Annotated in this window: 18 protein-coding genes and 1 tRNA gene; 6 read left to right on the forward strand and 13 right to left on the reverse strand. The window is 70.7% G+C overall.

Going from position 1 to position 22,081, the window contains the following annotated elements:
- Nucleotides 1-21 precede the first annotated feature (21 nt).
- Nucleotides 22-996 (forward strand): ArsA family ATPase, encoded by a 975-nt coding sequence (locus ACNNMR_RS21400; RefSeq protein WP_419996266.1) that lies wholly within the window; start codon nt 22-24, stop codon nt 994-996.
- The gene (locus tag ACNNMR_RS21405) at nt 993-2,261 is read left to right on the forward strand and encodes an ArsA family ATPase (protein WP_419996267.1); all 1,269 of its coding nucleotides are present in this window, start codon (nt 993-995) and stop codon (nt 2,259-2,261) included. Before ACNNMR_RS21400 ends, ACNNMR_RS21405 begins: the two co-directional genes overlap by 4 nt.
- 76 nt (nt 2,262-2,337) lie before the next feature.
- Here ACNNMR_RS21405 and ACNNMR_RS21410 read toward each other — a convergent pair whose 3' ends face one another.
- Complete coding sequence (locus tag ACNNMR_RS21410; RefSeq protein ID WP_420000431.1) at nt 2,338-2,661, reverse strand: WhiB family transcriptional regulator; 324 nt, start codon at nt 2,659-2,661, stop codon at nt 2,338-2,340.
- Between the two features lie 394 nt (nt 2,662-3,055).
- Between ACNNMR_RS21410 and ACNNMR_RS21415 the strand changes: the two genes are divergently transcribed.
- Complete coding sequence (locus tag ACNNMR_RS21415) at nt 3,056-5,407, forward strand: transglycosylase domain-containing protein (protein WP_419996268.1); 2,352 nt, start codon at nt 3,056-3,058, stop codon at nt 5,405-5,407.
- A 129-nt stretch (nt 5,408-5,536) separates the two neighbouring features.
- Here the strand turns inward: ACNNMR_RS21415 and ACNNMR_RS21420 are convergent, their stop codons facing one another.
- On the reverse strand, nt 5,537-6,001 hold the full coding sequence (locus ACNNMR_RS21420) for a GatB/YqeY domain-containing protein (protein ID WP_419996269.1): 465 nt from the start codon (nt 5,999-6,001) through the stop codon (nt 5,537-5,539).
- Between the two features lie 78 nt (nt 6,002-6,079).
- Between ACNNMR_RS21420 and ACNNMR_RS21425 the strand changes: the two genes are divergently transcribed.
- Both ACNNMR_RS21425 and ACNNMR_RS21430 read left to right on the forward strand, forming a co-directional pair.
- Entirely contained in the window at nt 6,080-7,069 is a 990-nt protein-coding gene (locus ACNNMR_RS21425; protein WP_419996270.1) for a metallophosphoesterase, read from the forward strand.
- A 12-nt stretch (nt 7,070-7,081) separates the two neighbouring features.
- A tRNA-Pro gene (locus tag ACNNMR_RS21430) sits at nt 7,082-7,155 on the forward strand.
- Nucleotides 7,156-7,244: 89 nt separating this feature from the next.
- Here ACNNMR_RS21430 and ACNNMR_RS21435 read toward each other — a convergent pair.
- Complete coding sequence (locus ACNNMR_RS21435) at nt 7,245-8,741, reverse strand: AAA family ATPase (protein ID WP_419996271.1); 1,497 nt, start codon at nt 8,739-8,741, stop codon at nt 7,245-7,247.
- A 399-nt stretch (nt 8,742-9,140) separates the two neighbouring features.
- Here ACNNMR_RS21435 and ACNNMR_RS21440 point away from each other — a divergent pair, with 399 nt between their 5' ends.
- Nucleotides 9,141-9,974, forward strand: a complete 834-nt coding sequence (locus ACNNMR_RS21440; protein ID WP_419996272.1) for an AfsR/SARP family transcriptional regulator — start codon at nt 9,141-9,143, stop codon at nt 9,972-9,974.
- On the opposite strand, the gene ACNNMR_RS21445 is transcribed toward ACNNMR_RS21440, so the two are convergent.
- The 10 genes from ACNNMR_RS21445 to ACNNMR_RS21490 form a co-directional block, all read right to left on the reverse strand.
- A complete protein-coding gene (locus ACNNMR_RS21445) occupies nt 9,871-10,533 on the reverse strand; it encodes a multidrug transporter (RefSeq protein ID WP_419996273.1) in 663 nt (220 codons plus the stop codon). The two genes, ACNNMR_RS21440 and ACNNMR_RS21445, sit on opposite strands and share 104 nt — an antisense overlap.
- A gap of 13 nt (nt 10,534-10,546) precedes the next feature.
- Complete coding sequence (locus ACNNMR_RS21450; RefSeq protein ID WP_419996274.1) at nt 10,547-11,320, reverse strand: ABC transporter permease subunit; 774 nt, start codon at nt 11,318-11,320, stop codon at nt 10,547-10,549.
- Entirely contained in the window at nt 11,320-12,237 is a 918-nt protein-coding gene (locus ACNNMR_RS21455; protein WP_419996275.1) for an ABC transporter ATP-binding protein, read from the reverse strand. Before ACNNMR_RS21455 ends, ACNNMR_RS21450 begins: the two co-directional genes overlap by 1 nt.
- Nucleotides 12,234-13,211, reverse strand: a complete 978-nt coding sequence (locus ACNNMR_RS21460; RefSeq protein ID WP_419996276.1) for an LLM class flavin-dependent oxidoreductase — start codon at nt 13,209-13,211, stop codon at nt 12,234-12,236. Before ACNNMR_RS21460 ends, ACNNMR_RS21455 begins: the two co-directional genes overlap by 4 nt.
- A 5-nt stretch (nt 13,212-13,216) precedes the next feature.
- Complete coding sequence (locus ACNNMR_RS21465; protein WP_419996277.1) at nt 13,217-13,384, reverse strand: hypothetical protein; 168 nt, start codon at nt 13,382-13,384, stop codon at nt 13,217-13,219.
- Nucleotides 13,385-13,388: 4 nt separating this feature from the next.
- Entirely contained in the window at nt 13,389-16,223 is a 2,835-nt protein-coding gene (locus ACNNMR_RS21470; RefSeq protein WP_419996278.1) for a DUF4135 domain-containing protein, read from the reverse strand.
- A complete protein-coding gene (locus ACNNMR_RS21475) occupies nt 16,220-18,391 on the reverse strand; it encodes a peptidase domain-containing ABC transporter (RefSeq protein ID WP_419996279.1) in 2,172 nt (723 codons plus the stop codon). The genes ACNNMR_RS21470 and ACNNMR_RS21475 overlap by 4 nt, the downstream gene beginning before the upstream one ends.
- Nucleotides 18,391-21,396, reverse strand: a complete 3,006-nt coding sequence (locus ACNNMR_RS21480) for a type 2 lanthipeptide synthetase LanM family protein (protein WP_419996280.1) — start codon at nt 21,394-21,396, stop codon at nt 18,391-18,393. Before ACNNMR_RS21480 ends, ACNNMR_RS21475 begins: the two co-directional genes overlap by 1 nt.
- A gap of 151 nt (nt 21,397-21,547) precedes the next feature.
- On the reverse strand, nt 21,548-21,721 hold the full coding sequence (locus ACNNMR_RS21485) for a class II lanthipeptide, LchA2/BrtA2 family (protein ID WP_419996281.1): 174 nt from the start codon (nt 21,719-21,721) through the stop codon (nt 21,548-21,550).
- 38 nt (nt 21,722-21,759) lie between these two features.
- On the reverse strand, nt 21,760-21,933 hold the full coding sequence (locus tag ACNNMR_RS21490) for a plantaricin C family lantibiotic (protein ID WP_419996282.1): 174 nt from the start codon (nt 21,931-21,933) through the stop codon (nt 21,760-21,762).
- Nucleotides 21,934-22,081 lie beyond the last annotated feature (148 nt).

The following is a 22,081-nucleotide window of genomic DNA, read 5'->3' on the forward strand; positions in this document are numbered from 1 at the left end:
TACGGCAGTACCCTCGGGGTCGTGAGCAGGCTCCATGTGGTCAGCGGCAAGGGCGGGACCGGGAAGACCACGGTCGCCGCCGCCCTCGCGCTCGCCCTCGCCGAGGAGGGGAAGAAGACCCTCCTGGTGGAGGTCGAGGGGCGGCAGGGCATCGCGCAGCTCTTCGAGACCGAGGCGCTGCCGTACGACGAGCGGCGGATCGCCGTCTCCCGGCAGGGCGGCGAGGTGCATGCCCTCGCCATCGACGCCGAGCAGGCGCTCCTCGACTATCTGCAGATGTTCTACCGGCTGGGCGGCGCGGGCCGGGCGCTGCGCAAGATCGGCGCGATCGACTTCGCCACCACCATCGCCCCGGGGGTACGGGACGTACTCCTCACCGGCAAGGCCTGCGAGGCCGTGCGGCGGCGTAACAAGGACGGCACCGCCGCGTACGACGCCGTCGTCATGGATGCCCCGCCGACCGGCCGGATCGCCAAGTTCCTCGGGGTCAATGCCGAGGTCGCGGGGCTCGCCAAGGTCGGGCCCATCCACAAGCAGGCGCAGGCGGTGATGCGCGTGCTCCGGTCCTCCTGGACCGCCGTGCACCTGGTCACGCTGCTCGAGGAGATGCCCGTACAGGAAACCGTCGACGGCGTCGCCGAGCTGCGCGCCGCCGGGCTGCCGGTCGGGGCCGTCATCGTCAACATGGTCCGCCCCGCCCTCCTCGGCGAGGCCGCCCTCGCCGGCGCCGAGGCCGACAAGCCCGCCGTCGCCCGCGCCCTGTCCCAGGCCGGGCTCGGCGGCGCCAGCCGGGGCGCGAAGGCGGAGCGGCTCGTCGGGCCGCTGCTGGAGCAGGCCCGCGAGCACGCCGCCCGGCTGAGCCTGGAGCGGGCCGAGCGCGAGGAGATCGCGGCGCTGGACCTGCCCACCCACGAGCTGGAACTGCTCCCGGAAGGCGTCGACCTCGCCGGGCTCTACACCCTCGCCGCCGAGCTCAGGAAGCAGTGGAAGGCATGAGCCTCGACCAAGCGCCCCGCCTCGACGTCGACGCCCTCCTGGACGACCCGCAGACCCGCATCGTGGTCTGCTGCGGCTCCGGCGGCGTCGGCAAGACGACCACGGCCGCGGCTCTGGGCGTACGGGCGGCGGAGCGCGGCCGCCGCGTCGTCGTGCTCACCATCGACCCGGCCAGGCGCCTCGCCCAGTCCCTCGGCATCGCCTCGCTGGACAACACCCCGCGCCGTATCAAGGACGTGGCGGGCAATGGCGAGCTGCACGCGATGATGCTCGACATGAAGCGGACCTTCGACGAGATCGTCGAGGCCCACGCCGACCGGGACCGCGCCCGCGCCATCCTGGACAACCCCTTCTACCAGTCGCTCTCCGCGGGCTTCGCCGGCACGCAGGAGTACATGGCGATGGAGAAGCTCGGGCAGCTGCGGGCCCGCGACGAGTGGGACCTGATCATCGTCGATACGCCGCCGTCCCGCTCCGCGCTCGACTTCCTCGACGCCCCGCAGCGGCTCGGCTCCTTCCTCGACGGGAAGTTCATCCGCATGCTGATGGCCCCGGCGAAGGTCGGCGGCCGGGCTGGGATGAAGTTCCTGAACGTCGGGATGTCGATGATGACCGGGACGCTGGGGAAGCTACTCGGCGCCCAACTGCTGCGCGATGTGCAGACGTTCGTGGCCGCGATGGACACGATGTTCGGCGGCTTCCGCACCCGCGCCGACGCCACGTACAAGCTGCTGCAGGCGCCCGGCACGGCCTTTCTGGTGGTCGCCGCCCCGGAGCGGGACGCGCTGCGCGAGGCGGCGTTCTTCGTGGAGCGGCTGGCCGGCGACGGGATGCCGCTGGCCGGGCTCGTACTCAATCGGGTGCACGGCTCCGGGGCCGATCAGCTGAGCGCCGAGCGGGCCCTGGCGGCCGCAGAAAATCTTGACGAACTGGGCATTGTGGATCAGCCGGGCGGGCAGGCTGGAGACCGTGCCCCCACGGACCACGGTGGCACCGCCTCCCCCGAAGGTGACCGTGCCTACCCGCCTGCCGCTTCAGCCCCGGTCGCGGCCGCGCTGCTGCGTCTGCACGCCGAGCGGATGCAGTTGCTGGCCCGCGAACGGCGCACGCGTGATCGCTTCGCCGCGCTGCACCCTGAGGTGCCGGTCGCGCAGGTGGCAGCGCTCCCTGGCGATGTCCACGACCTGGCAGGGCTCAGGGACATCGCAGAGCGGCTCGCGGCATCCACCACCGGCGAAGGTGCCGGTGGCGGCTCGGCCGCGTAACACCTGGCGTTGTACGTACGCGGTCCGTGCCCGACGCGTAGTGAGCGCTACGCGCCTTGCCGGAGAGGGGTCCGGGTCAGCCGACGGCTGCCGCGTACTCCTCCTCGGGCAGCAAGCCCGAACTGCGCTCGTACTCATGCTTGGCCGTCTCGAGCAGCCGGCGCCAAGAGGTGACCGTCGGCCTGCGGCGCAGCAACGCGCGCCGCTCCCGCTCGGTCATACCGCCCCAGACACCGAACTCGACACGATTGTCGAGGGCGTCGGCCAGGCACTCCGTGCGCACCGGACAGCCGGTGCATACGGCCTTGGCCCTGTTCTGCGCCGCCCCCTGGACGAACAGCTCGTCCGGATCACTGGTGCGGCACGCTGCCTGTGTACTCCAGTCGGTAACCCAGCCCATGCTGGCGCCGTCCTCTCCCGAATTGAGGCTCCCCCACGGCGGCAGCGGCATATTCACCGTTGCCAGTTGAGGACGTTACGGAAGGAGCGCAGGCCGCAACACCCCCTGCGGGCCCAATCTTGAATGGCCCGAACGGACTATGCGTATGCGGCAGATCACCCACCGGAGTGAGGTGAGGGCAAGCCCGGCCAACCAGGCAAAACAGCTGAGAACCGACCAGCTTCCGCCGCCGCTATCCGGACCCTTGCCACCAGAGGTCGGCAATTCGGGCAGGTCTAATCACTCACTAGAGTGACGGAAGAGGTGAGACGGAACCCCATCGGTGAGGCAGTCGTGGACAGAGTAAGCGAACACACGGGCGGCTGTCCGGCGATTCTGAAGTTAGGGTGACCGCATGGCATACAAGCGCCCCGGAGGCGGCCTGACGGTCTTCCAGCAGGCCTCGAAGTTCGTAGGTGTGAGCGTCCTGGCCGGAGCCGTGCTGGCCGGCATCTCGCTGCCCGCCATCGGTGCGCTGGGTCTGATGTCCAAGGAGACGGTCGAGGGCTTCGACGAGCTGCCGGTCAATATGAAGCAGCCGCCGCTGAGCCAGAAGTCCACCATCCTGGACGTCAAGGGCAATGAGATCGCGTCCGTGTACGCCCGTAACCGCACGGTCGTCGAGCTGAACGACATCGCCCCGGTGATGCAGCAGGCCATCGTCGCCATCGAGGACCAGCGCTTCTACAAGCACGGCGCCGTCGACCTCAAGGGCATCCTGCGCGCGCTCAACAGCAACGCCCAGGCCGGCACCGTCCAGGAGGGCGCCTCCACCCTCACCCAGCAGTACGTGAAGAACGTCTTCGTGGAGGAGGCCGGCGACAGCAAGGCCAAGGTCGCCGAGGCCACCCGGCAGACCATCGGGCGCAAGATCAAAGAGCTGAAGTACGCGATCCAGGTCGAGGAAGAGCTTGGCAAGAAGACGATCCTGAAGAACTACCTCAACATCGCCTTCTTCGGCGAGCAGGCCTACGGCGTCGAGGCCGCCGCCCAGCGCTACTACTCCAAGTCCGCCAAGGAGCTGTCGCTGACCGAGTCCGCGATGCTCGCCGGCATCGTGCAGTCCCCGAGCCGCTACGACCCGGTGAACGACGAGGAAGAGGCCAAGAAGCGCCGCAACCTCGTGCTGCAGCGGATGGCGAACAACAAGTACATCAGCCAGGACGAGGCCGACGCCGCCAAGAAGAAGGGCCTCGGCCTCAAGGTCAGCCAGCCGCGCAACGGCTGCATCACCGCCGTGAAGGGCGCCGGCTTCTTCTGCGACTACGTCCGCGAGGTCTTCCTCAAGGACAAGGCCTTCGGCAAGACCGAGAAGGTACGGGCGGCCCGCTGGAAGCAGGGCGGCCTGACCATCAAGACCACCCTCGACCCGCAGGCGCAGGACGCGACGAACAAGTCGATCCGCCAGCACGTCTACCAGTCGGACCGGGTGGCGACCGCGGTGTCGATGGTCGAGCCGGGTACGGGGAAGATCCGCGCGATGGGGCAGTCGCGGCCGTACGGCTTCTCGGTCAAGAAGAACGAGACCCAGATCAACCTCTCCGCCGAGCACAGCATGGGCGGGTCGAACTTCGGCTATCAGGTCGGCTCCACCTTCAAGCCGTTCACCGCGGCGGCGGCGCTGGAGCAGGGCACGCCGCTCGGGAAGAGCTACCCGGCCCCGTACAAGATGAACTACCCGAGCCCGGTGAAGGCCTGCAAGGGCAACTGGAACGAGTCGGGCGTCCCGGTCGAGAACGAGAACGAGGAAGAGGTCGGCCCGTACGCCCTGAAGGAAGCGCTCGCGAAGTCGGTCAACACCTACTTCGTCCAGATGATCAGCGACATCGGCATCTGCCCGGTGACCACGCTGGCCAAGGACATGGGCATCCAGATGGGCAACGGCGGAGAGCTGCCGCAGACCCCGTCCGTGACCCTCGGCTCGGCCACCATCGCGCCGCTGACCATGGCGAATGCGTACGCCACCTTCGCCAACCGGGGCGTCTACTGCACCCCGATCGCGCTCGAGTCGATCACCGACGCGAACGGCAAGCGGCTGCCCGTACCGAAGAGCAGCTGCAAGCGGGTCATGTCGGAGAAGACCGCCGACAGCATGAACACGCTGCTCAAGGGCGTCGTGGAGGACGGCACCGGCAAGCAGGCCGGGCTGACCGGGCGGGACAACGCGGGCAAGACCGGTACGACGGATGAGCGGACCAACGCCTGGTTCGTCGGCTACACGCCGAACCTCGCCGGTGCGGTGTGGGTCGGCGGGGCGGCCAAGAAGGTCTCGATGGTCAACATCCAGATCGGCCCGACGTACCACGCGAAGGTCTTCGGCGCGGACACCCCGGGCCCGATCTGGCGGGAAGCGATGTCAGGCGCGCTGGAGGGCAAGCCAGCCCCGAAGTTCAACACCGTGAAGATCCCCAAGGCGCCGGACCGGCACCACGACGAGGATGAGGACGAGGGCGACGACGACGGCGGCTGGTGGGACACGGGCGGCGGCGACGACGGCAAGCCGCGTCCGACGCCTACGCTGCCGTCGCCGATCGGCGGGGCGGATGTCGGCACCACCGACGGGATCATCGGCGGGAACAACGGTGGCGGGAACGGGAACGGTGGGGGGAACAACGGGGGGACCGTGGATGGGGGCACGGTGGATGGCGGGACTGTGGACGGGGGGACGATGGATGGTGGGACTACGGGGTGGCCGGAGTCTGGTTAGCCGGGTAGTCAGCAGCCGGCCGACAGTGCCGCTGCCGCTGTAACGCGAATGGGGGCGCCCTCTCGGTCGAGGACGCCCCCATCGGTTTGGGTACTGCTACTACTGCGCCAGCTCGCGTACTACTACCTACTACTGCGCCAGCTCGCGCTTCACCGCCGCGGCGACCCGGCCGCCCTCGGCCCGGCCCGCGACCTTCGGGTTCACGATCTTCATGACCTGGCCCATGGCGCGGGGCCCCTCGGCCCCGGCGGCCTTGGCCTCGGCGACGGCGTCCGCCACCAGGGCATTGAGCTCGTCGTCGGAGAGCTGCTTCGGCAGGTACTCGTCGAGGACGCCGTGCTCCGCCCGCTCCCGCTCCGCGGACTCGGCGCGACCGCCCTTGTCGAAGGCCTCGGCGGCCTCGCGCCGCTTCTTAGCCTCGCGGGTGATCACCTTCTGCACCTCGTCGTCGGAGAGCTGCCGCGCCTCCTTGCCCGCGACCTCCTCCTTCGTGATCGCGGCGAGCGTCATCCGGAGCGTCGACGAGCGCAGCTCGTCGCGGCCCTTGATGGCGGCGGTGAGGTCGTCCTGCAGCCTGTCCTTCAGCGTGGTCATGGGCTTGAGTCTGCCACGGTCGCGGGGGCCCGCCGTACCGGAATTCCGCGGTTCTGCCGCGTCTGCCACGATGGAGAGATGCGAGCGCGATACGGAGTACCTCTCGGCATCACCGCCCTTGGCGCGGCCTGCGTCGGCTATGCGGCGGGGGTGGAGGTGCGGTCCTTCCGGCTGCGGCGGGTGGCGGTCCCGGTGCTGCCGCCCGGCATGGCCCCGCTCCGTATCCTGCACATCTCGGACGTGCACATGGTCAGCGGCCAGCGGAAGAAGCAGCGCTGGCTGCAGTCCCTGGCGGGCCTGCGCCCGGACCTGGTGATCAATACGGGCGACAACCTCTCCGACCCGGAGGCGGTCCCGGAGCTCCTGGACGCGCTGGGGCCTTTGATGGCGTACCAGGGCGCGTACGTGATGGGCTCGAACGACTACTACGCCCCGAAGCTCCGCAACCCCGGCCGCTACCTGGGCGAGAAGATCCGCGGCGTACACGGCCTGAACGGCAAGAACGACCCGGCGATCGGCGTCGCCCGCAACCCGTGGGAGGGCATGCGCGACGCCTTCGACGCGGCGGGCTGGGTGGGCCTGTCGAACTCGCGCGGCGCACTGAAGCTGGAGGGCCCGGCGCACAGCGGGGTGACCCTGGGCCTCACAGGCCTGGACGACCCGCACATCAAGCGCGACCGCTATGACTCGCCGGAGGTGGCGGGCGGCCCGGACGGCTCGGCGGACTTCTCGATCGGCTTGGTCCACGCCCCGTACCTACGCGCCCTGGACGCCTTCACGGCGGACGGCTACCCCCTGATCCTCGCCGGCCACACCCACGGCGGCCAGCTCTGCATCCCCTTCTACGGCGCCCTGGTCACGAACTGCGACCTGGACACGGCCCGGGTGAAGGGCGTCTCCAAGCACGAGGCAGGCGGCCACCGCTCCTGGCTCCACGTCTCAGCAGGCTGCGGCACCAACCGCTACACCCCGGTCCGCTTCGCCTGCCCCCCAGAAGCGACGCTGCTCACACTGGAGCCCGCTCCCGGAAACGGATTTTCTTCCAGGGCCGCAGGTGGGCTAGAGTAGTCCTCGTTCCACCGGGGTGTGGCGCAGCTTGGTAGCGCGCTTCGTTCGGGACGAAGAGGTCGTGGGTTCAAATCCCGCCACCCCGACGGTGAAATAGCAGGTCAGGCCCGGCGCTGAGAGATCAGTGCCGGGCCTGATTTGATTCCGGAGTCGTTCTTCCTCTCAGGCCCTCGCGTCATTCCCCGTGCCAGACACGCTCCAGATCCACAAGTTCCACGTCCGGACGTCGGCTCGCCGTCTCGGTCAGATTTACGTCGAAACCTGAGCGGCCGAAGAGAAGGAGTTTCGCCCCGTCGGCCGGGACGCCGCGGGCTAGCAGCAATCCCTTGATCCGGTCGAGGCGTTCGAGGTCGGGCAGCGTGCGAGCTCGGTCCGACGACTTGGCCTCGCCAATCGCCCGGACGACGGGAGCACCGGCCTGTCGGCGCTCTCCCTCGTCGAGGGCGACAACGTCGAGTTCGTGCTGTGCGCGGCCCGCGCTGTCGTTCACCACGGTGCTGCCGACCTCGCCGATCGGGCCTCCCCTCGTATGCTCCGAGGCATGCCGGGCCGTCCATTCTCGGGCCAGTTGTTCGAAGGACGGGCCGAGGATCTGCGCGCTGACAGTGTGCTCGGCGGCCTTCCAGGCCGGGGCTGCCTTGCGTTCCTCGAAGGCGGCCAGACGGGGCACGGTGACCAGTTGGTGCAGGCGTACCACCGGATCGGCGAGGCGCAGTACGGGGCGGCGCTGAAGCAGCAGGTCCTCGTCCTTGATCAGGAATCCCGAGGTGATCAGGACATCGAGCGCGTGGTGCAGGCTGCGCTGGTCGCGGCCGATTGCGGCGGCGACCTTGGAGGGGGTGGTCGCGCCGGCCGCGACCGCACCAAGTACCGACAGGTACAGCGCCCGGTCCTGGATCCGCGGGTCCTCCCGCAGCAGGTACCCGGCCTCCCCGAAAAGCGCGTGGCTGGGGTTGAAGACGGTGGAGAGCAGCAGTTCGTCGAGTTCGGTACGGGTCTGCGGGGAGGCGCCGCCGAGCAGGTCGCGGTAGCCAGGGGTGCCGCCGAAGTAGGCGTACGTACGGAAAGCGGTGTCGGTGTCCTCGATCCCGTAGTACGAGGCCGAGGTGCGGTAGTCGAAGGGCTTGAGGAGTAGATCGAGTTCGGCACGGCCTCGCAGGGCCCTGGCTCCGGAGAGCAGATCCGACATCACCGCGAGCGCGGATCCGCACAGAATCACCCGCCCGCGGCGCGCTTCCGGAGCGTCTCTGCTCTCGTCGACCATGGCCTGGAGTGCAGAAGGAATCTGGGCGCCGAGCGCATGCGCGAGCAGGTAGGGAAGCTCATCGAGTACCAGGAGCGTCGCGGCCTGGCCACCGGCAGTGGGGAGTGGGCGCAGCGCGGTGCGGAGTCCCTCGTCCCAGTCCCGGAAGCGCAACTGACCCGCTGCGAGTCCGCGCCCCGCCCCGACCGCGTCGGCGAATCGTTGGAGTGCCGGAAGTGGCTCCTCCTCCTGGGCCATGTGGTACTGCCCTTTGTACTCCCGGCACAGGCGGCGCAGCAGAAAGCTCTTCCCGGTGCGGCGGCGGCCGTAGAGGATCCCGATACGCAGGCCGGGTGCGGGCGAGGCGACGAAGCGCTCCAGGTCGGCCCACTCGGTGATCCTGTCGAAGAGGTCCGCGGGTCGTGTCATGGGTCCACGACAGCAGCCGAGCTAGACTAAGTCAAATTAGACTAACTCGAATGAGTAATTTATCGCCCGCGTGTTCACAAGACGAGGGCGCAGCGGATCCTGCGGCATTCCTCGACCGGACGAGGAATGCCAGGCCAAGGCCCTGACTTGCGGATTGGGAGGCGCTCTTCGTTGAGCGCGACCCCGCGACCGGGGGTGTTGCGAACTCGTGTTATCCGTAACGGAGTTGCAGCGGGGGGTTCGTTGACGGCTTGCAGGTGCAATGGGAGCGTGAAGGATCTACGGGGGATATTTCGCTGGTACGACGGCACGTCCGCCCCCTGCCATGACCGAGCAGGAGGAAACATGCACAGCGTTCGCTTTGTCGGCTGCACGGCGATATGACGAGGGGTCGGGGGAATGATCTTTGAGATGCTCGGGCCTCTGCGGGTAGGCGGTGCGGAGTGTGTTGGGTCGCCCGTGCGGCGGGCCATGTTGATCGCGTTTCTGTTACGGGCCCGCGGGCCGATCTCGTCCGGGGAGCTTGCCGGGTTGCTGTGGGATGAGCCGCCTGCGTCTGCCACCGCCAACATTCGCAGTCACCTCACCGGGCTGCGGCGCGATCTCGATGCCGCTGTGCCTGGGCTCAGCGGCCGGATCATCACCTATCGCGGGGTGCCGAGCGGGTACGGGCTCCAAGTCGCGCCCGACGAGCTGGATCTGACGCGGTTCACCAGTGCCGCCCGGCGCGGGCGCAGTCTGCTGCTCGCCGGGGAGCTGGAGGCGGCTATCGGAGCGCTGGAGGAGGCTATGGAGCTGTGGCGCGGGCCGTTCGGGAGTGAGCTGCCGCCGACGCGGTGGTTCGACGCGCATGCGGCCGGGCTCAACGACGCGCGCATCGATGCCTTCCAGGATCTATTTACCGCCCATCTGTTGGCGCGGCGCACCGACATGCTCTCGTATCGCATCGAGAGCGTGCTCGCCGAGGCGCCGTACCGGCAGCGGCTTTGGGAGCTGCTCGCGGCGGTGCACTGCGTCGAGGGTGAGGCCGTCGGCGCGCTCGACGTCATACAGCGCTGCCAGGGGATGTTCTCCCGCGATCTCGGCCTCGATCTGCCGCCGAATATTGAGGAGCTGCGTAACGCCGCGCTCAATTGGGATCGCGATGAGGCGTTGCGTCTGGTTGAGGCGCGTGCCGTTGGTTCGGTGGGTGCGGTGGCCGGGGGGTTTGCTGAGCGGAAGCGGACGGCCTGACGGACCGCCTGAGCTCGAGCGCTCGTCCCTGCGCCAAATCCCGCGCCAGGTGCGAGCGGCGGAAGCCCTTCCGCAGCAGGTACGCCAGGTCCGCGCGCGTGTCGTGCATCAGCTGCCAGTGGAAGTAGTTGATGTGCTCCAGTACGGAGAACAGCGCAAACGCCAGCCCGGGTACGGACCCCGCGCCCGGGTCGTCCACAACCGACCACACAGTGAAGGCCACGCCGCCGAGCAGGACGGGCACGTTGCCCGTCCGCGCGGCGGCGAAGCCGCGCAGGCCCGGCAGCGGGCTGCCGGGCCGGGCCGTGCTGGTGGCGGCGGCCTCGAGCTGGGATCTCTTCGCCCGCCAGTACGCCGCCCCCTCCAGCAGGAGCAGCGCGAACAGCCCGAAGCCCACGGCATTCGCCGCCGTCACCGGCAGGTCCAGGACCACGAACCAGACGACAGCCTGCAGCGGGATATTGAGCAGCTCCAGCAGCGCCAGTGACCTCAGCCGCCGTCCGATCCAGGAGCGCGAGCGGTGTTCCAGCGAGCGGTGTCCCAACGAGCGGTGTTCCATCCCCACGATGGTGTCAGGCATCCCGCTTGCGCGTGGCCGTATAGCCGGCGAGCAACGCCAAAGCGGTCCAGCCGGCGAGCACGCCCATGCCCGTCCACGCGTTCAGCACCGTGTCGGACGGCGGCGTACGGACCAGCACCAACCCGCCTGCCACATCCGGCAGGAACTGGGCCGCCTGCTGCACCCCGGGCACGCTGCTGAGGATGCCGGAGATCACGAAGAAGAGCGGCACCAGGATCCCCATCGTCAGCGCCGCGCTGCGCAGCAGTGCGGCCAGTCCCATGGCGAAGAGGCACAGCAGTGTCGTGTACAGCACCGCCCCGATCACGGCCCGCGGCACGCCCGCGTCGGTGAGCGAGACGCTGGGCGCGCCCGAGCCCATCGCGGCCTGGGCGGCGAAGAAGCTCGCCAGCACCACGGCCGCCGACACGCCAAAGGCGGCCGCGCCGCCGGCCAGCAGCTTCGCGCCGTAGAAGACCCCGCGCCGCGGCACCGCCGCCAGCGAGGACCGGATCGTGCCCGACGCGTACTCGCTGCTCACGGCGAGTACGCCGAAGACGACCAGCGCGATCATGCCGAGCCGCAGCGCGCTGAACCCGGCCGAGACCGGATCGAAGTCCGCCTTGCCCGCGGCCGTCATCTCCTCGTACCGCATCCCGATCAGCACGCCGAGCGCTACCGCCCCGGCGATGCTCACCGTCGCGTACGCCACCAGGCTCCACATGGTGGAGCGCAGTGAGCTGAGTTTGCTCCATTCAAAGGCGGTGGCCGCCGTCACGTCCGCCATCACCGGTACACCTCCTGAAAGCCGCGGTGTTGCACCTTGTCCTCGGTGAGCTGCATGAAGGCCTCCTCCAGCGAGGCCGTCCTGGGAGTGATCTCGTAGACCGGGAGCCGGCCCGCGGCGGCGATCCGCCCCACGTCCTCCGCGCTCGGCGTGGCGGCCTCGATGGTGCCGTCGGGCCCGGTCGCCGCCGGGATGCCGGACCGGGCGAGCAGGTCGAGCAGCCGCTCCGGCTCGGGGGTGCGGACGGCCACGTACGAGCGGGAGTTGCGGGCGATGAAGTCCGCGGTGGGCTCGTCGGCGAGCAGCCGGCCGCGGCCGATCACGATCAGGTGGTCGGCGGTCTGCGCCATTTCGGTCATCAGGTGGCTGGAGACGAAGACCGTGCGGCCCGCGGCGGCGAGCCGCCGCAGCAGGTCGCGGATCCAGCGGATGCCCTCGGGGTCGAGGCCGTTGAGCGGCTCGTCGAAGAGCAGCACCTCGGGGTCGCCGAGCAGCGCGGCGGCGATGCCGAGGCGCTGGGCCATGCCGAGGGAGTACGCCTTCGCGCGGCCGTTCGCGGCGGCTTCGAGGCCGACCTGGCGGAGTACGTCGTCGACGCGTTCCGCGGGGATGCGGTTGCTGCGGGCCAGGCCGCGCAGGTGGGCGCGGGCGGTGCGGCCGGGGTGCAGGGCCGCGGCCTCCAGGACGGCGCCGGCTTTACGCAGCGGAAAATGCCAGTCCTGGTACGGGCGGCCGTCGATCAGCGCTCGTCCCGCGGTGGGCCGGTCCAGGCCCAGCACCGCCCGCAGCGTGGTGGACTTTCCGGCGCCATTCGGCCCGAGAAAGCCCGTCACCCGGCCCGGCTCGACCCGGAAGGACAGCTGGTCGACGGCGAGGGTGTCGCCGTAGCGCTTGGTGAGTTGCTGTACCTCGATCATCCTGAGTCCTCCTGTTGTTCCTTTTCGGTCGCCTCCAGTACGGCGAGCAGGTCGCGGGCCGCGGCCCGCGGGCCCAGCAGGCGGGCCACGCCCGTGGTGTTGAGCACCACCTCGTCGACCCCCATCGCCGCGTACTCCCGCAGCCCGGCGGCCACCTCGGCAGGCGTCCCGTACTGGAACACCCCGCCGTCCAGCAGCAGCCCGGCGTCCTTCTTCTCGTCGCCGGTCAGCTCGATCCCGGCGCCGCGCAGGGTGTCCTGGTAGTGCGGCTGGGTGAGGTGGATGCCGCAGGACGCGGTGGCCAGGTCGTGTGCGTCGCGGCCAGGACCCGACAGGGCTACGGGCACGACGGCGGTCACCCGCACCGGCTCGTCGGGCACCCGGTGCGGCGCCCGGCGCATGGCGGGCAGCAGCGTCTTGCCGACGTATTCGGCGGAGCCGAGCCAGGTGATGGCCACGTCGGCAAGCTCCCCTGCGAGTTCGGCGGCCTTCTCGCGCAGCACGCCGAGGCCGACGGACACCGGCGGGCGGTGGTAGTCGGGCAGCCGCGCCGTTACGGAGTAGTCGTCGCCGTCGATCTCGGCCATGTCGCCGTTCAGCAGGTCGCGTACGGCCCGCAGATACTCGCGGCAGGCGCCGAGCTGACTCTTGTACGGCCGGCCGAGCATGCCCGCCTGCAGCGAAGTGGCCCCGGGACCGAAGCCGGCGATGACGGACTCGCCGGTGGCGAGCGCCACCGAGCGGGCTTCCATCGCGGCCTGGAACGGCGAGCGGAACGGCATCAGCGAGACGCCGAAGCCGCACGGCACCCGGATTCCGGCGCCGGCCAGCCAGCTGATCAGGTGGTGGCCGTCGAGCACCGTGGCCTGCCCCTGCCACAGCCGGTCCGCGGCGGTCCACTTCACCATGTTTGCGAAGGTGATGGTCTGTTCGGGGCGGGTGGCCCCGATGGGCAGCAGTATCGAGGTGCGCATGCCCGTCAACTCCTGCGGCGGCCGGTGGTGCCGACCGCGATCGCCGCGAAGACCAGGCCGAACGCGGCCACGGTGAGGGCGCCCGGGGTGTTGCCGGTGGCGAAGAGGGCCGCGGCGACCAGGGCGGCGGGCGCGTAGGAGATGGCGAAGGTCTGCTGCTTGCGGTATTGCATTTGGTTACGCTCCTTGGTCGTCGGATGCAGTCGGCCCGCCGCAGTCCAGGGCGACAGGCACGGGAAAGGCGGCCGGGGTCCCGTCCGGGTCGGCCTCATGGGCGTGCAGCAGCGCGTCGGTGTCGCCCACGCCGGACCAGCCGAGCATGTAGCCGAGCAGCGAGCTGCGGCCCGGGGCGCCGGTGCAGAAGCCGTGCTCCCCGGCGGTCGCGATGACCCGCTCCTGATACGCGCGGGCGGCCGCCGTCAGCCGCCGCCCCTCGCCGAGCAGCCGCCCCGCGGCGAGCAGGCTCTGGACGACGCCGCTGCTGCCGTGGCACACCGACAGGTCGACGGACCGGTCGAGCGGCAGTGAAGTCGCCTTGCGGATCAGCTCGTCGAGCCGCCCGCCGCCGAACCAGTCCGGGCGCCCGGCGGCGGTCATGATCTCCGCCCCGGCCGTCAGCAGGCCCGCCCAGCCCTTGCACCACCCTGCGTACGGCGGCTGCTCTTCGGCCTCGTACCGTTCGGCCAGCCAGTCGGCCTGCTCGCGCACCAGCCGGGCGTCGCCGGTGTGCGCGCCGACGCGGGCGCAGGCCCAGCGCAGCCCCAGCTCGCCGTGGGCGAGGTCGTACCAGCGGGCGGTCCGCGGGGCGTGCAGGTGCTCGAGCACCAGGTCGTGCAGCCGGCCGATACCGTCCCGAGCCCCGGGCGCCAGGTCCGCCGACAACAGCGCCATGAGCAGCCCCGCGGGCCCGTTGGCCATGTCCGTATCGAGGCTGCCGTCCGCCGCCTGCTCCTCGATGCGGTCGAGCAGTTCGTGCAGCCGCTCGGCGCCGATGGCCTGCGGGCGTACGAGCAGCACCGAGGCGGCCCCGGAGAACATGGACGCGGGGTGTCGCAGCAACCCCTCGTCGTACTCCACGAGCAGCGTGGAAAGCCCGCGATCGGCCGCCTCATGGGCGGGCCCCACGGCCGGGTCGAGCGCCGCCGCGCGGCGGAGGAACGGCACGATGCCGCCGTTGTCGTGGAAGGCGACGTAGGCGCCTGGCGTGAGGGTCATGCCTTCACTGCCGGGCCCCGTACCGCACACCCAGCCGAGCTCGCGCCCGCCCGGCCCGGCGTAGGGCACGCCGATGTCCTCGATCAGCCGGGCGATCGCGGGCCACCAGCCGCCGGGCTGGACCGGCCAGCCCGGGTCGTCGCGGAGCGTGCCGCCGAACAGACCGGCCGCCGAAAGTCCCGCCGGCCGGTCCTCGCCGGCCAGCTCCGCGAAGCACTCCTCCAGCAGGAAGTGGTGGTAGGCGTCGGGGCGTTCGGCGCTCAGCTCGATCCCCCGCCGCGCGTAGTCGAGGGCGTTGATGCGGTACGCGTCCGGGTGCGCCTCGCGCGCCGTGCCGAGCTCCGTCGAGCCGGCCCTGGCGCGGAAGTACGGCACGTCGCCGCGGCTGATCGCCCGGCGCTCCGCCGCGACGGCGAAGTCCCCGGCCGCGGGTGTCAGCTGCTCGGAGTGCCGGCCGAGGAGGCCCAGCAGCCGCTCGGCCTCCTCCGCCCGGGCCAGGTAGTCGGGGTGGGTCGAGGCGTCGACGTACTTGCCGTAGACCATCGTCGAGCGCAGCAGGATCCGCACCGGCAGGTCCGGCGCGCCGTCGAGGACCTTCGCGAGGCGGCCGTCGCGGATGCAGCGCAGCGCGTCGGCGTAGCCGTCGCGGACGGCGGGGAAGTGGTCGACGGCGTGCAGCGGGGTGTCGGCCAGGCGGGGCACGTTGCCGCCGTGGCGATACGTGACCTTCTCCCAGGCGACGCCGATGGCGTCCGTACCGGCGTCCCGTACCCGCGGCCGGTTCATGCTCGACTGCTGGTCGCCGGCCACGCCGACCCCGGCCATCACCACGTCGATGGGCGACTTGGGGTTCACCATCGGCACGAGCATCGTCGAGGCGATGGAGTGCTTCAGGTGCTCGGTGAGCACGCCGGGCAGCCCGTCCGGGTCCTGGCCGGGGTCGGGACGCACCATCGTCTCGGTGTCGATCACGCACGGGTGCTCGCCGCAGGCGAGGACGTTCTCGTCGTGCAGGTCGGTCGCCCCGATGGCGCCGAAGAGGGCGCACAGCGCGCCGAACCGGTAGTAGTAGCGGTCCACCTGCCCGGGCTCGGTCATCGGCTCCGGCGCGGTGAACTGCTGCCAGCCGTGCGAGCGGAGCGATACCGACGCGGGCAGACAGCGGCGCAGCGGATGGCAGAGATACGGCTCGGCCGCCGCGTAGATGTCGCGCACGAAGTCGTCGGTGGCCAGCGAGCGGGGCTTGAAGACCAGCCGGCCACCGCCCGACAGCCGCACGCCGATCACCTGGCGGCTGTCGTTGTGCAGGTCGGAGCCGGTCAGGAAGAAGCCGTCGAGGAGGTCCCCGCCGCCGTCCTGCGGGAGCAGTCCGGCGGCGCGCAGCTCGGCCCTGTCGGTGGCGTACGCGGTGAAGAAGTCGGCGTAGGCGGCCAGGGAGTTGTCCAGAAGCACCGTCAGCCGGTCGCGCAGCACCGGGTAGCGATCAAGGAGTTCACGGCAGTGCGCGGGCTCCGCCAGGTGCTCGGTGAAGCTCAGCAGCGCGGCATCGCCGTCCTTGGCCGCGGGCAGGCCCAGCCGCTCCCGAAAGGCGTGAAAGGCGCCGATCAGCGTGCGGAAGGAGTGCAGTTCCACGACGGCTGTCAGGCCCGTCCACACGGTGTCCAGCAGCGCCTCATCCCGCCCCTCCCCGGCCACCGGCCGGATCAGCGGCGCCAGTTCGGCTTCCAGACGAGCCCGCGGCACCAGATGCAGGTAGTACGGCAGAAAGGCCGGGATCGACACCTCAGGTGCGCTCATGCCGGCTCACCGCCCACGTACAGGCCGCCGGACTCGTCGGCGTAGAGCTCGGTGTAGTGGGAGCCGCCGTTCAGCAGCTCGTCGTGGCGGCCCTCCTCGACGAGGCGGCCGTGGTCGAGGACGTAGGTGAGGTCGGCCGCCTTGATGGTCGCGAGGCGGTGGGCGATGATCACCTGAGTGCAGCCGATCTCCTTCATGATCTTGGCGACCCGGCGCTCGTTGACGGTGTCGAGCGAGGCGGTGGCCTCGTCGAGCACCAGGATCGGCGGGCGCTGCAGCAGGGCCCGTACGATCGCGAGCCGCTGCCGCTGACCGCCGGAGAAGTTGCCGCCCATCTCCGAGACCAGGGTCTTCAGGCCCATCGGCAGGTCGTCGATGAAGTCGAGGATGCCGACGCTGTCGCAGTATTCGCGCACCTGCTCCTCGGGGATGTTCTGCCCGAGCGTGAGGTTCTCCAGGATGGTGCGGTTGTGCAGGTGCACCTCCTGGGGGATGTAGCCGATCTGCCGGCGCAGCCAGGTGCGGTCGTACGCGCAGACGTCGTTGCCGCCGAACTCCACCCACCCGGCGGTGGGCTCGTACAGGCCGCAGATGATCCGGCCGAGGGTGGACTTGCCGGAGCCCGACGCCCCGACGATCGCGACCTTCTGCCCCGGCTCGATCTCCAGCGAGATGTCGCGGAGCGCGTACTCGCTGTGCTTGGTGTAGCGGAAGCTGACGGCGCTCAGCCGGATCGAGGTGGACGACAGGTGCTGCCGGCCGCCGCCCGGCGGCTCGTCCGGTACGGAGGAGATGTCGTGCAGCCGCGACATGTAGCGGGAGGCCTCGGTGAATTCGGTGTACATCTGGAACACCGAGGTCGACAGCGCGAAGTAGGTGCCGGTCACGGCCTGCACGGCGATGGCCGCGCCCAGGGTGATCTCGCCCTTTCCGACGAAGTACAGGCTGGAGAGCAGCAGCACCACGGGCCCGAACATCTGGGTGGTGCCGGTGACGCCGGCTATCCAGCCGTTCTGCAACCGCATCCGCTGCTTCATCGCCTCCAGCGAGGAGCCGTACACCTTCTCCCAGCTGGCGATGAACTCGTCCGCGTAGCCGCCCATCCTGATGGTGGGCAGCGACACGATCGCGTCCAGCTGGGTGGACTGGCTCTTGCTGAGCTGGCTCAGCTCGGAGTCGACCGACTCCAGCACCTTCAGCCGGGTCTTGCCGAGGTAGGCCGCGTTGAGCACGAACAGCACGAAGGCGACCAGGCCGAGGCGCCATTCGACGACGAAGAGGTACACGGTGACGCAGACCAGCGTCCCGATGTCGAGCAGCCCCTGGGCGACGCGCGAGGACAGCAGGTCGCGTACGGCGTTCACGCTGTTGAGCCGGAACAGCAGCTCGCCGGGCTGGCGGGTGGTGAAGAACTTGTACGGCAGCGACAGCAGCTTCGTGAAAACGAAGGTCATCAGATGCTTGCCGAGCAGCGCCACCACCGTGGAGAGCACATAGGTGCGCAGCAGCTGGATCGTGAAGTGGCCAGCGGCCACGGCACAGATCACCGCCAGGATCGTTCCCAGGTCGGCGAGGCCCTGCCACTTGGCGTAGCGGTCGACCGCCCACTCGGTGAGCATGGGGATGCCGAGCACCGCCCCGTATCCGCTGAGTGAGAGCAGCGCCACCAGGGCGATGCGGGAGCGGGCGCCCTTGGCGAAGAGCGGGGTGCCGCGCCACTCGTGCAGCGGGCGCTGGCGGAAGCGCTTGAAGTCGGGCCCCGGCCGCGCGGACAGTGCGATGCCGCTGAAGCCGGCCTCGAGCTCGTCGCGGGTCAGCCGGCGGCGGCCGACGGCGGGGTCCATGACGACCGCCCTGTTGCCGTCGAACCGCTCAAGGACGACGAAGTGGTACTCCTCCCAGTAGATGATCACTGGGTCGCTGAACTGCTGCAGCCCGTCGACGCTCTTCACCCGGTACAGCTCGGCGTTCATGCCGCGGGTGCGCAGGAAGCGGGCCAGCTGCCCGGCGCCGAGGCCGTCGCGGCCGGCGTCCAGGTCGGTGCGTACGGAGGACACGTCCTCCGCCCGCCCGTAGTGCCGGAGCAGGGCGACACAGCAGCACAGGCCGCATTCGGTCTGGGTGACCTGGGTGACGGCGGGCACCCGGCGGCGTCCGAGGATGCTCATCAGTCGGCCTCCGTGTGGAACGTCAGCGGGGAGACGCGGACGCCGTCCCCGATGCGGTTGACGAGGTGCAGCGCGAGGCCGGCGGAGCCGACCATGAGGCTGTTGGTGTGCGCGTACCGGCTGCGCGGGTCGGTGATCTTGGCGGCGAGGACGTCGGCCGGGAGCCGGTCGCGTTCCACGGCGGCGAGTTGTGCGCGCAGTTCGTCGCGCAGGGCGGGCTCGGCCTTCGCGGCGACGGTGGTCAGGGTGTCGTGGCTGCCGAGGTCGCCGTGGCACCAGGTGAGGTTGCGGCCGAGGCCGCGGCGCAGGATGTTGGCGACCGCCCCGTCCCGCAGCGGCAGCACCGAGGGGTCCAGGCGGGCGTGGGCGGCGAGCGCCAGGGCGATGCCGGTGGCGCCGTGGCACCAGCCGGTGGCAAAGGAGGCCGGGCCTTCCAGGTTGGAGCGCCAGTCGGCCTCGGCCGGGTCGTAGAAGTCCTCCAGGCGCCCGATCAGGTCGGCGAGCACGGCCGCGGCGGTGTCCTTGCGGTCGCGCGGCAGCCGCGGGTAGGCGCGGCCGAGCGCGTGCACGAGCCCGCTGATGCCGTGCGCGAACCCGGACTGGCCGAGTACGGGACCGAGTTGACCCGCGGCCCAGGCGTCGGTGATCCGCGACGTGAGCAGGGCGATGGCGGCGTCCGCGTGCGGTCCGCCGATCGCGGCCGAGCACGGCAGCACCCCGGCGGCCCCGCCGATCACATCCATCGGGAGCTCGTCGGCGGGCAGCTCCCGCACCTGGTCGATGACGAGCGGCAGCGCTCCCTGCGCGGCCCGCTCCCAGTCCGCGCGCCCGAGCAGCCGCCCGGCCGCCGCGAGTGCGTAGAGGGTGCCGGACAGACCGGTGTACGCCGCGAACCCGGCGGCGCGGACGCTGCGCAGCTCGTACCTCTCGTCCGCGAGGATCTCCGCGGTGGCGGTGAAGACCTGCCCGGCCAGGTCGCGGTAGGCCGGCTCGTCCAGCACCCGCCCGGCGGCCGCCAGCGCGAGGGCCGGGCCGACCCGCCCGGTGTACAGGTCGTACCCGAGCACCCCCGGCGGCCACGGCCGGTCGGCCTGCGCCGAGGCGAGCGGGCCGATCCAGGTCCGCGGCAGATGCGCGAACCGGTCCGGCAGCGAGGTCGCGACCAGGCCGTCGCACAGGCGGCGCAGCAGGTCGGTGAGGGAGCCGCCGGTGGTCCGCTGCTTTACGGACGACGCGGGCGCGGCCGGCGGCAGGTGATTGTCGGGGAAGCGGGAGGCGAAGGCCGAGCGGATCAGCCCCAGCTGCTGCCCGAGCCCGGCCTCGGAGAGCCCGGCCGCCTTCGCCTGTGCCCGCTCCAACGGCGATACGTCGAATGACGCCCCCACCTCGGCACCGTCCCCGTCGTGCAGCGCGACGCCGTCGGCCGGCACGGTGAAGTACGGCACGTCGCGCACCGCGAGCTGCCGCATCTCGGAGCCTGCGATGCGGTGCGAGGAGGTCTTGCTCGCGATGCCGATGCGCTTCAGCAGCGCCAGGTAGGTGGGGGCGTCGGCCAGCGCGCCCGCGCTCGCGGCCATCCGCAGCGTCTGGGCGTACAGGGCGGTCGGGTTGTGCACATAGCGCACCCGCACGCCCGCAACGGCGGCTTCGAGCAGCGCGGTCCAGCGGTCGGGCTCGGCCAGCACCGCGCGATAGACACGCGCGAATCCCGCGGCCATACGCTCGCCGAGCGCCAGGGTCTCTTCCTCGGTGAGGGCGGGCACCACGGTCTGCCGCGGCTGCGCCTGCGGCGGTTCGAGCAGCAGCCGGATGCGGTCGGTGAAGGGAGCCGCGAACCGCAGCGACTTGAACGGCGAGCTCCCCTGCCCGCTGCCGCCGAGAAAGCCGAGGTCCACATGCCCGGCCCCGGCGCCCTTGCCCTGCATCACCAGCGGCAGGATGCCGATGCCGTAGACGGACTGCCCCATCGCCTCGTACGCACCGTCGGCCGCCTCCGGCACCGGGCCCCGGTGGATCCGGGCGGGGTGCAGGATGGTCTCCAGGTCGACGGGGACCGGGCCGCGGCGGGTGGGCACCAGGTTCTCGAAGTGCATGTCGCGGGCGTTGAGCAGGTAGAACACCGCGGCGAGTTCGCCGCTGGCGTGCATGAAGTCCGCCGCCGTGGCGGAGACGTCCTCGGCCGCGACGAAGGCGGTGTAGCCGTAGCCGCCGCAGTCGAGCACGGCGGTGGCGGCGAGGGAGGTGCCGAGCCAGTCGTTGAGCTCGGCGGCCAGCGCGGCGTACGCGGCCTCGCAGGAGACGTCGCGCGGCTTGTAGACCAGCTGGTGGCCGGAGGCGAAGCGGAGCAGCGTCACGCCGCGCCCCCGGTGGTGGGCGTCGCCCTCGGAGAAGGCGCAGTGGACGACCGGGTCGGCGGCGTCGATGCCGAAGGCGGCCTCGATGGCGTCGCGGTCGGCGGCCAGCCGGCCGGCCAGTTCGCGGGCGGCGGCGGTGGCGTGCTCCCGTACGATCCGGGCGAGCTCGCGCAGCACCGGGAAGTCCAGGCCGCTCACCTCCTCGAAGGAGGCGGCCGCCGACCGGTCGGTGAAGTCGGTGTACCGCTCGGCCGGCGAGTCCCCCGCGAGCAGCCCCGCCTCGCGGGCGTGGTTGACGGCGGCGACCAGCGGCCGGGTGTATATCTCGCGCAGCCGGGCCTCGACGTGGTCGAGCAGCTGCGGCAGCAGCACCTCGGGGTCGCCGAACCGCGCCCCGTACGCGGCGAAGGGATTGGCGTCGGCCACCGAAGCGGCGACGGACCTGACGATGCGCTGAAAGGGATAGCTCTCGGGGGCGCCCAGCCACGCCTCGACCGCGGTGCGGCGGCCGTCGCGCCGGGGCCCGGGGATGCGGTGGACTGGCGCGCGCAGCAGCCCGGCGATCTCGTGGTCGTACGCCGCCAGCGGGGCGATCGTCTGCGCCACCTCGGTGCTGTCGAATTCCGGATAGTACGCCGCTTGAGTCGTCACGGCCGCGGTACTCCATTCCCCCCGTCCATCCGCGCCGGCGCGGATGGAGTCACTGCCGATGCTTTTATGCGGGCGGAATGGGATCCAAAAGAGCGGCCCCTTGGACCCCATTCCGCCCTGCCGTGTTACGCGTTCACCCGCGGTCGCGGGTTCAGCACTTGCTGGTGCACTTCGTGGTCGGGCACAGCTCCGTGGTCACCACCGCGGACGCGGCGGTGGCGATGGCGCAGGCCCAGGTCGAGCCGCCGTGCGCGTCGGCCTCGCCCAGCTCGATCAGCTCGAGCTCGTCGTAGCGGGCCAGCACGTCCTCTGTTTCGTCGTGCATTTCAGACCTCAATCGTGTGTTGTGCTGCGGTCATTTGGTCAGTTACAGCTGTTCTGGCACTCCTTGGTGAGCGTGCACCAGCCGCCGTCGTTGCCGAGCGAGTCGCTGAGCGAGAACGTGTTCGTGGTGCACGCCCCGTAAGCGATGCCGTCGAAGTCCTGCTCGTCGATTTCCTCGATGAGCGGAACATCCCCCTCGTAAGCCTTGGCCATTTCGTGTCACCTCCTTCGCTGCGTCTTGGGAAATATCCTCCAGGGCGTTCGTACAGCTGGAATTGCGGCGGAATTCACCGGGGATGGTGCGCGGAGATGCGGGCGCGCACAGCCGCCGCATACGGGGCGCATGGGTGGGGTGGGACTT

The sequence above is a fragment of the Streptomyces boninensis genome (genome assembly GCF_048572725.1).
In the GTDB taxonomy this organism is placed as follows: Bacteria; Actinomycetota; Actinomycetes; order Streptomycetales; family Streptomycetaceae; genus Streptomyces; species Streptomyces boninensis.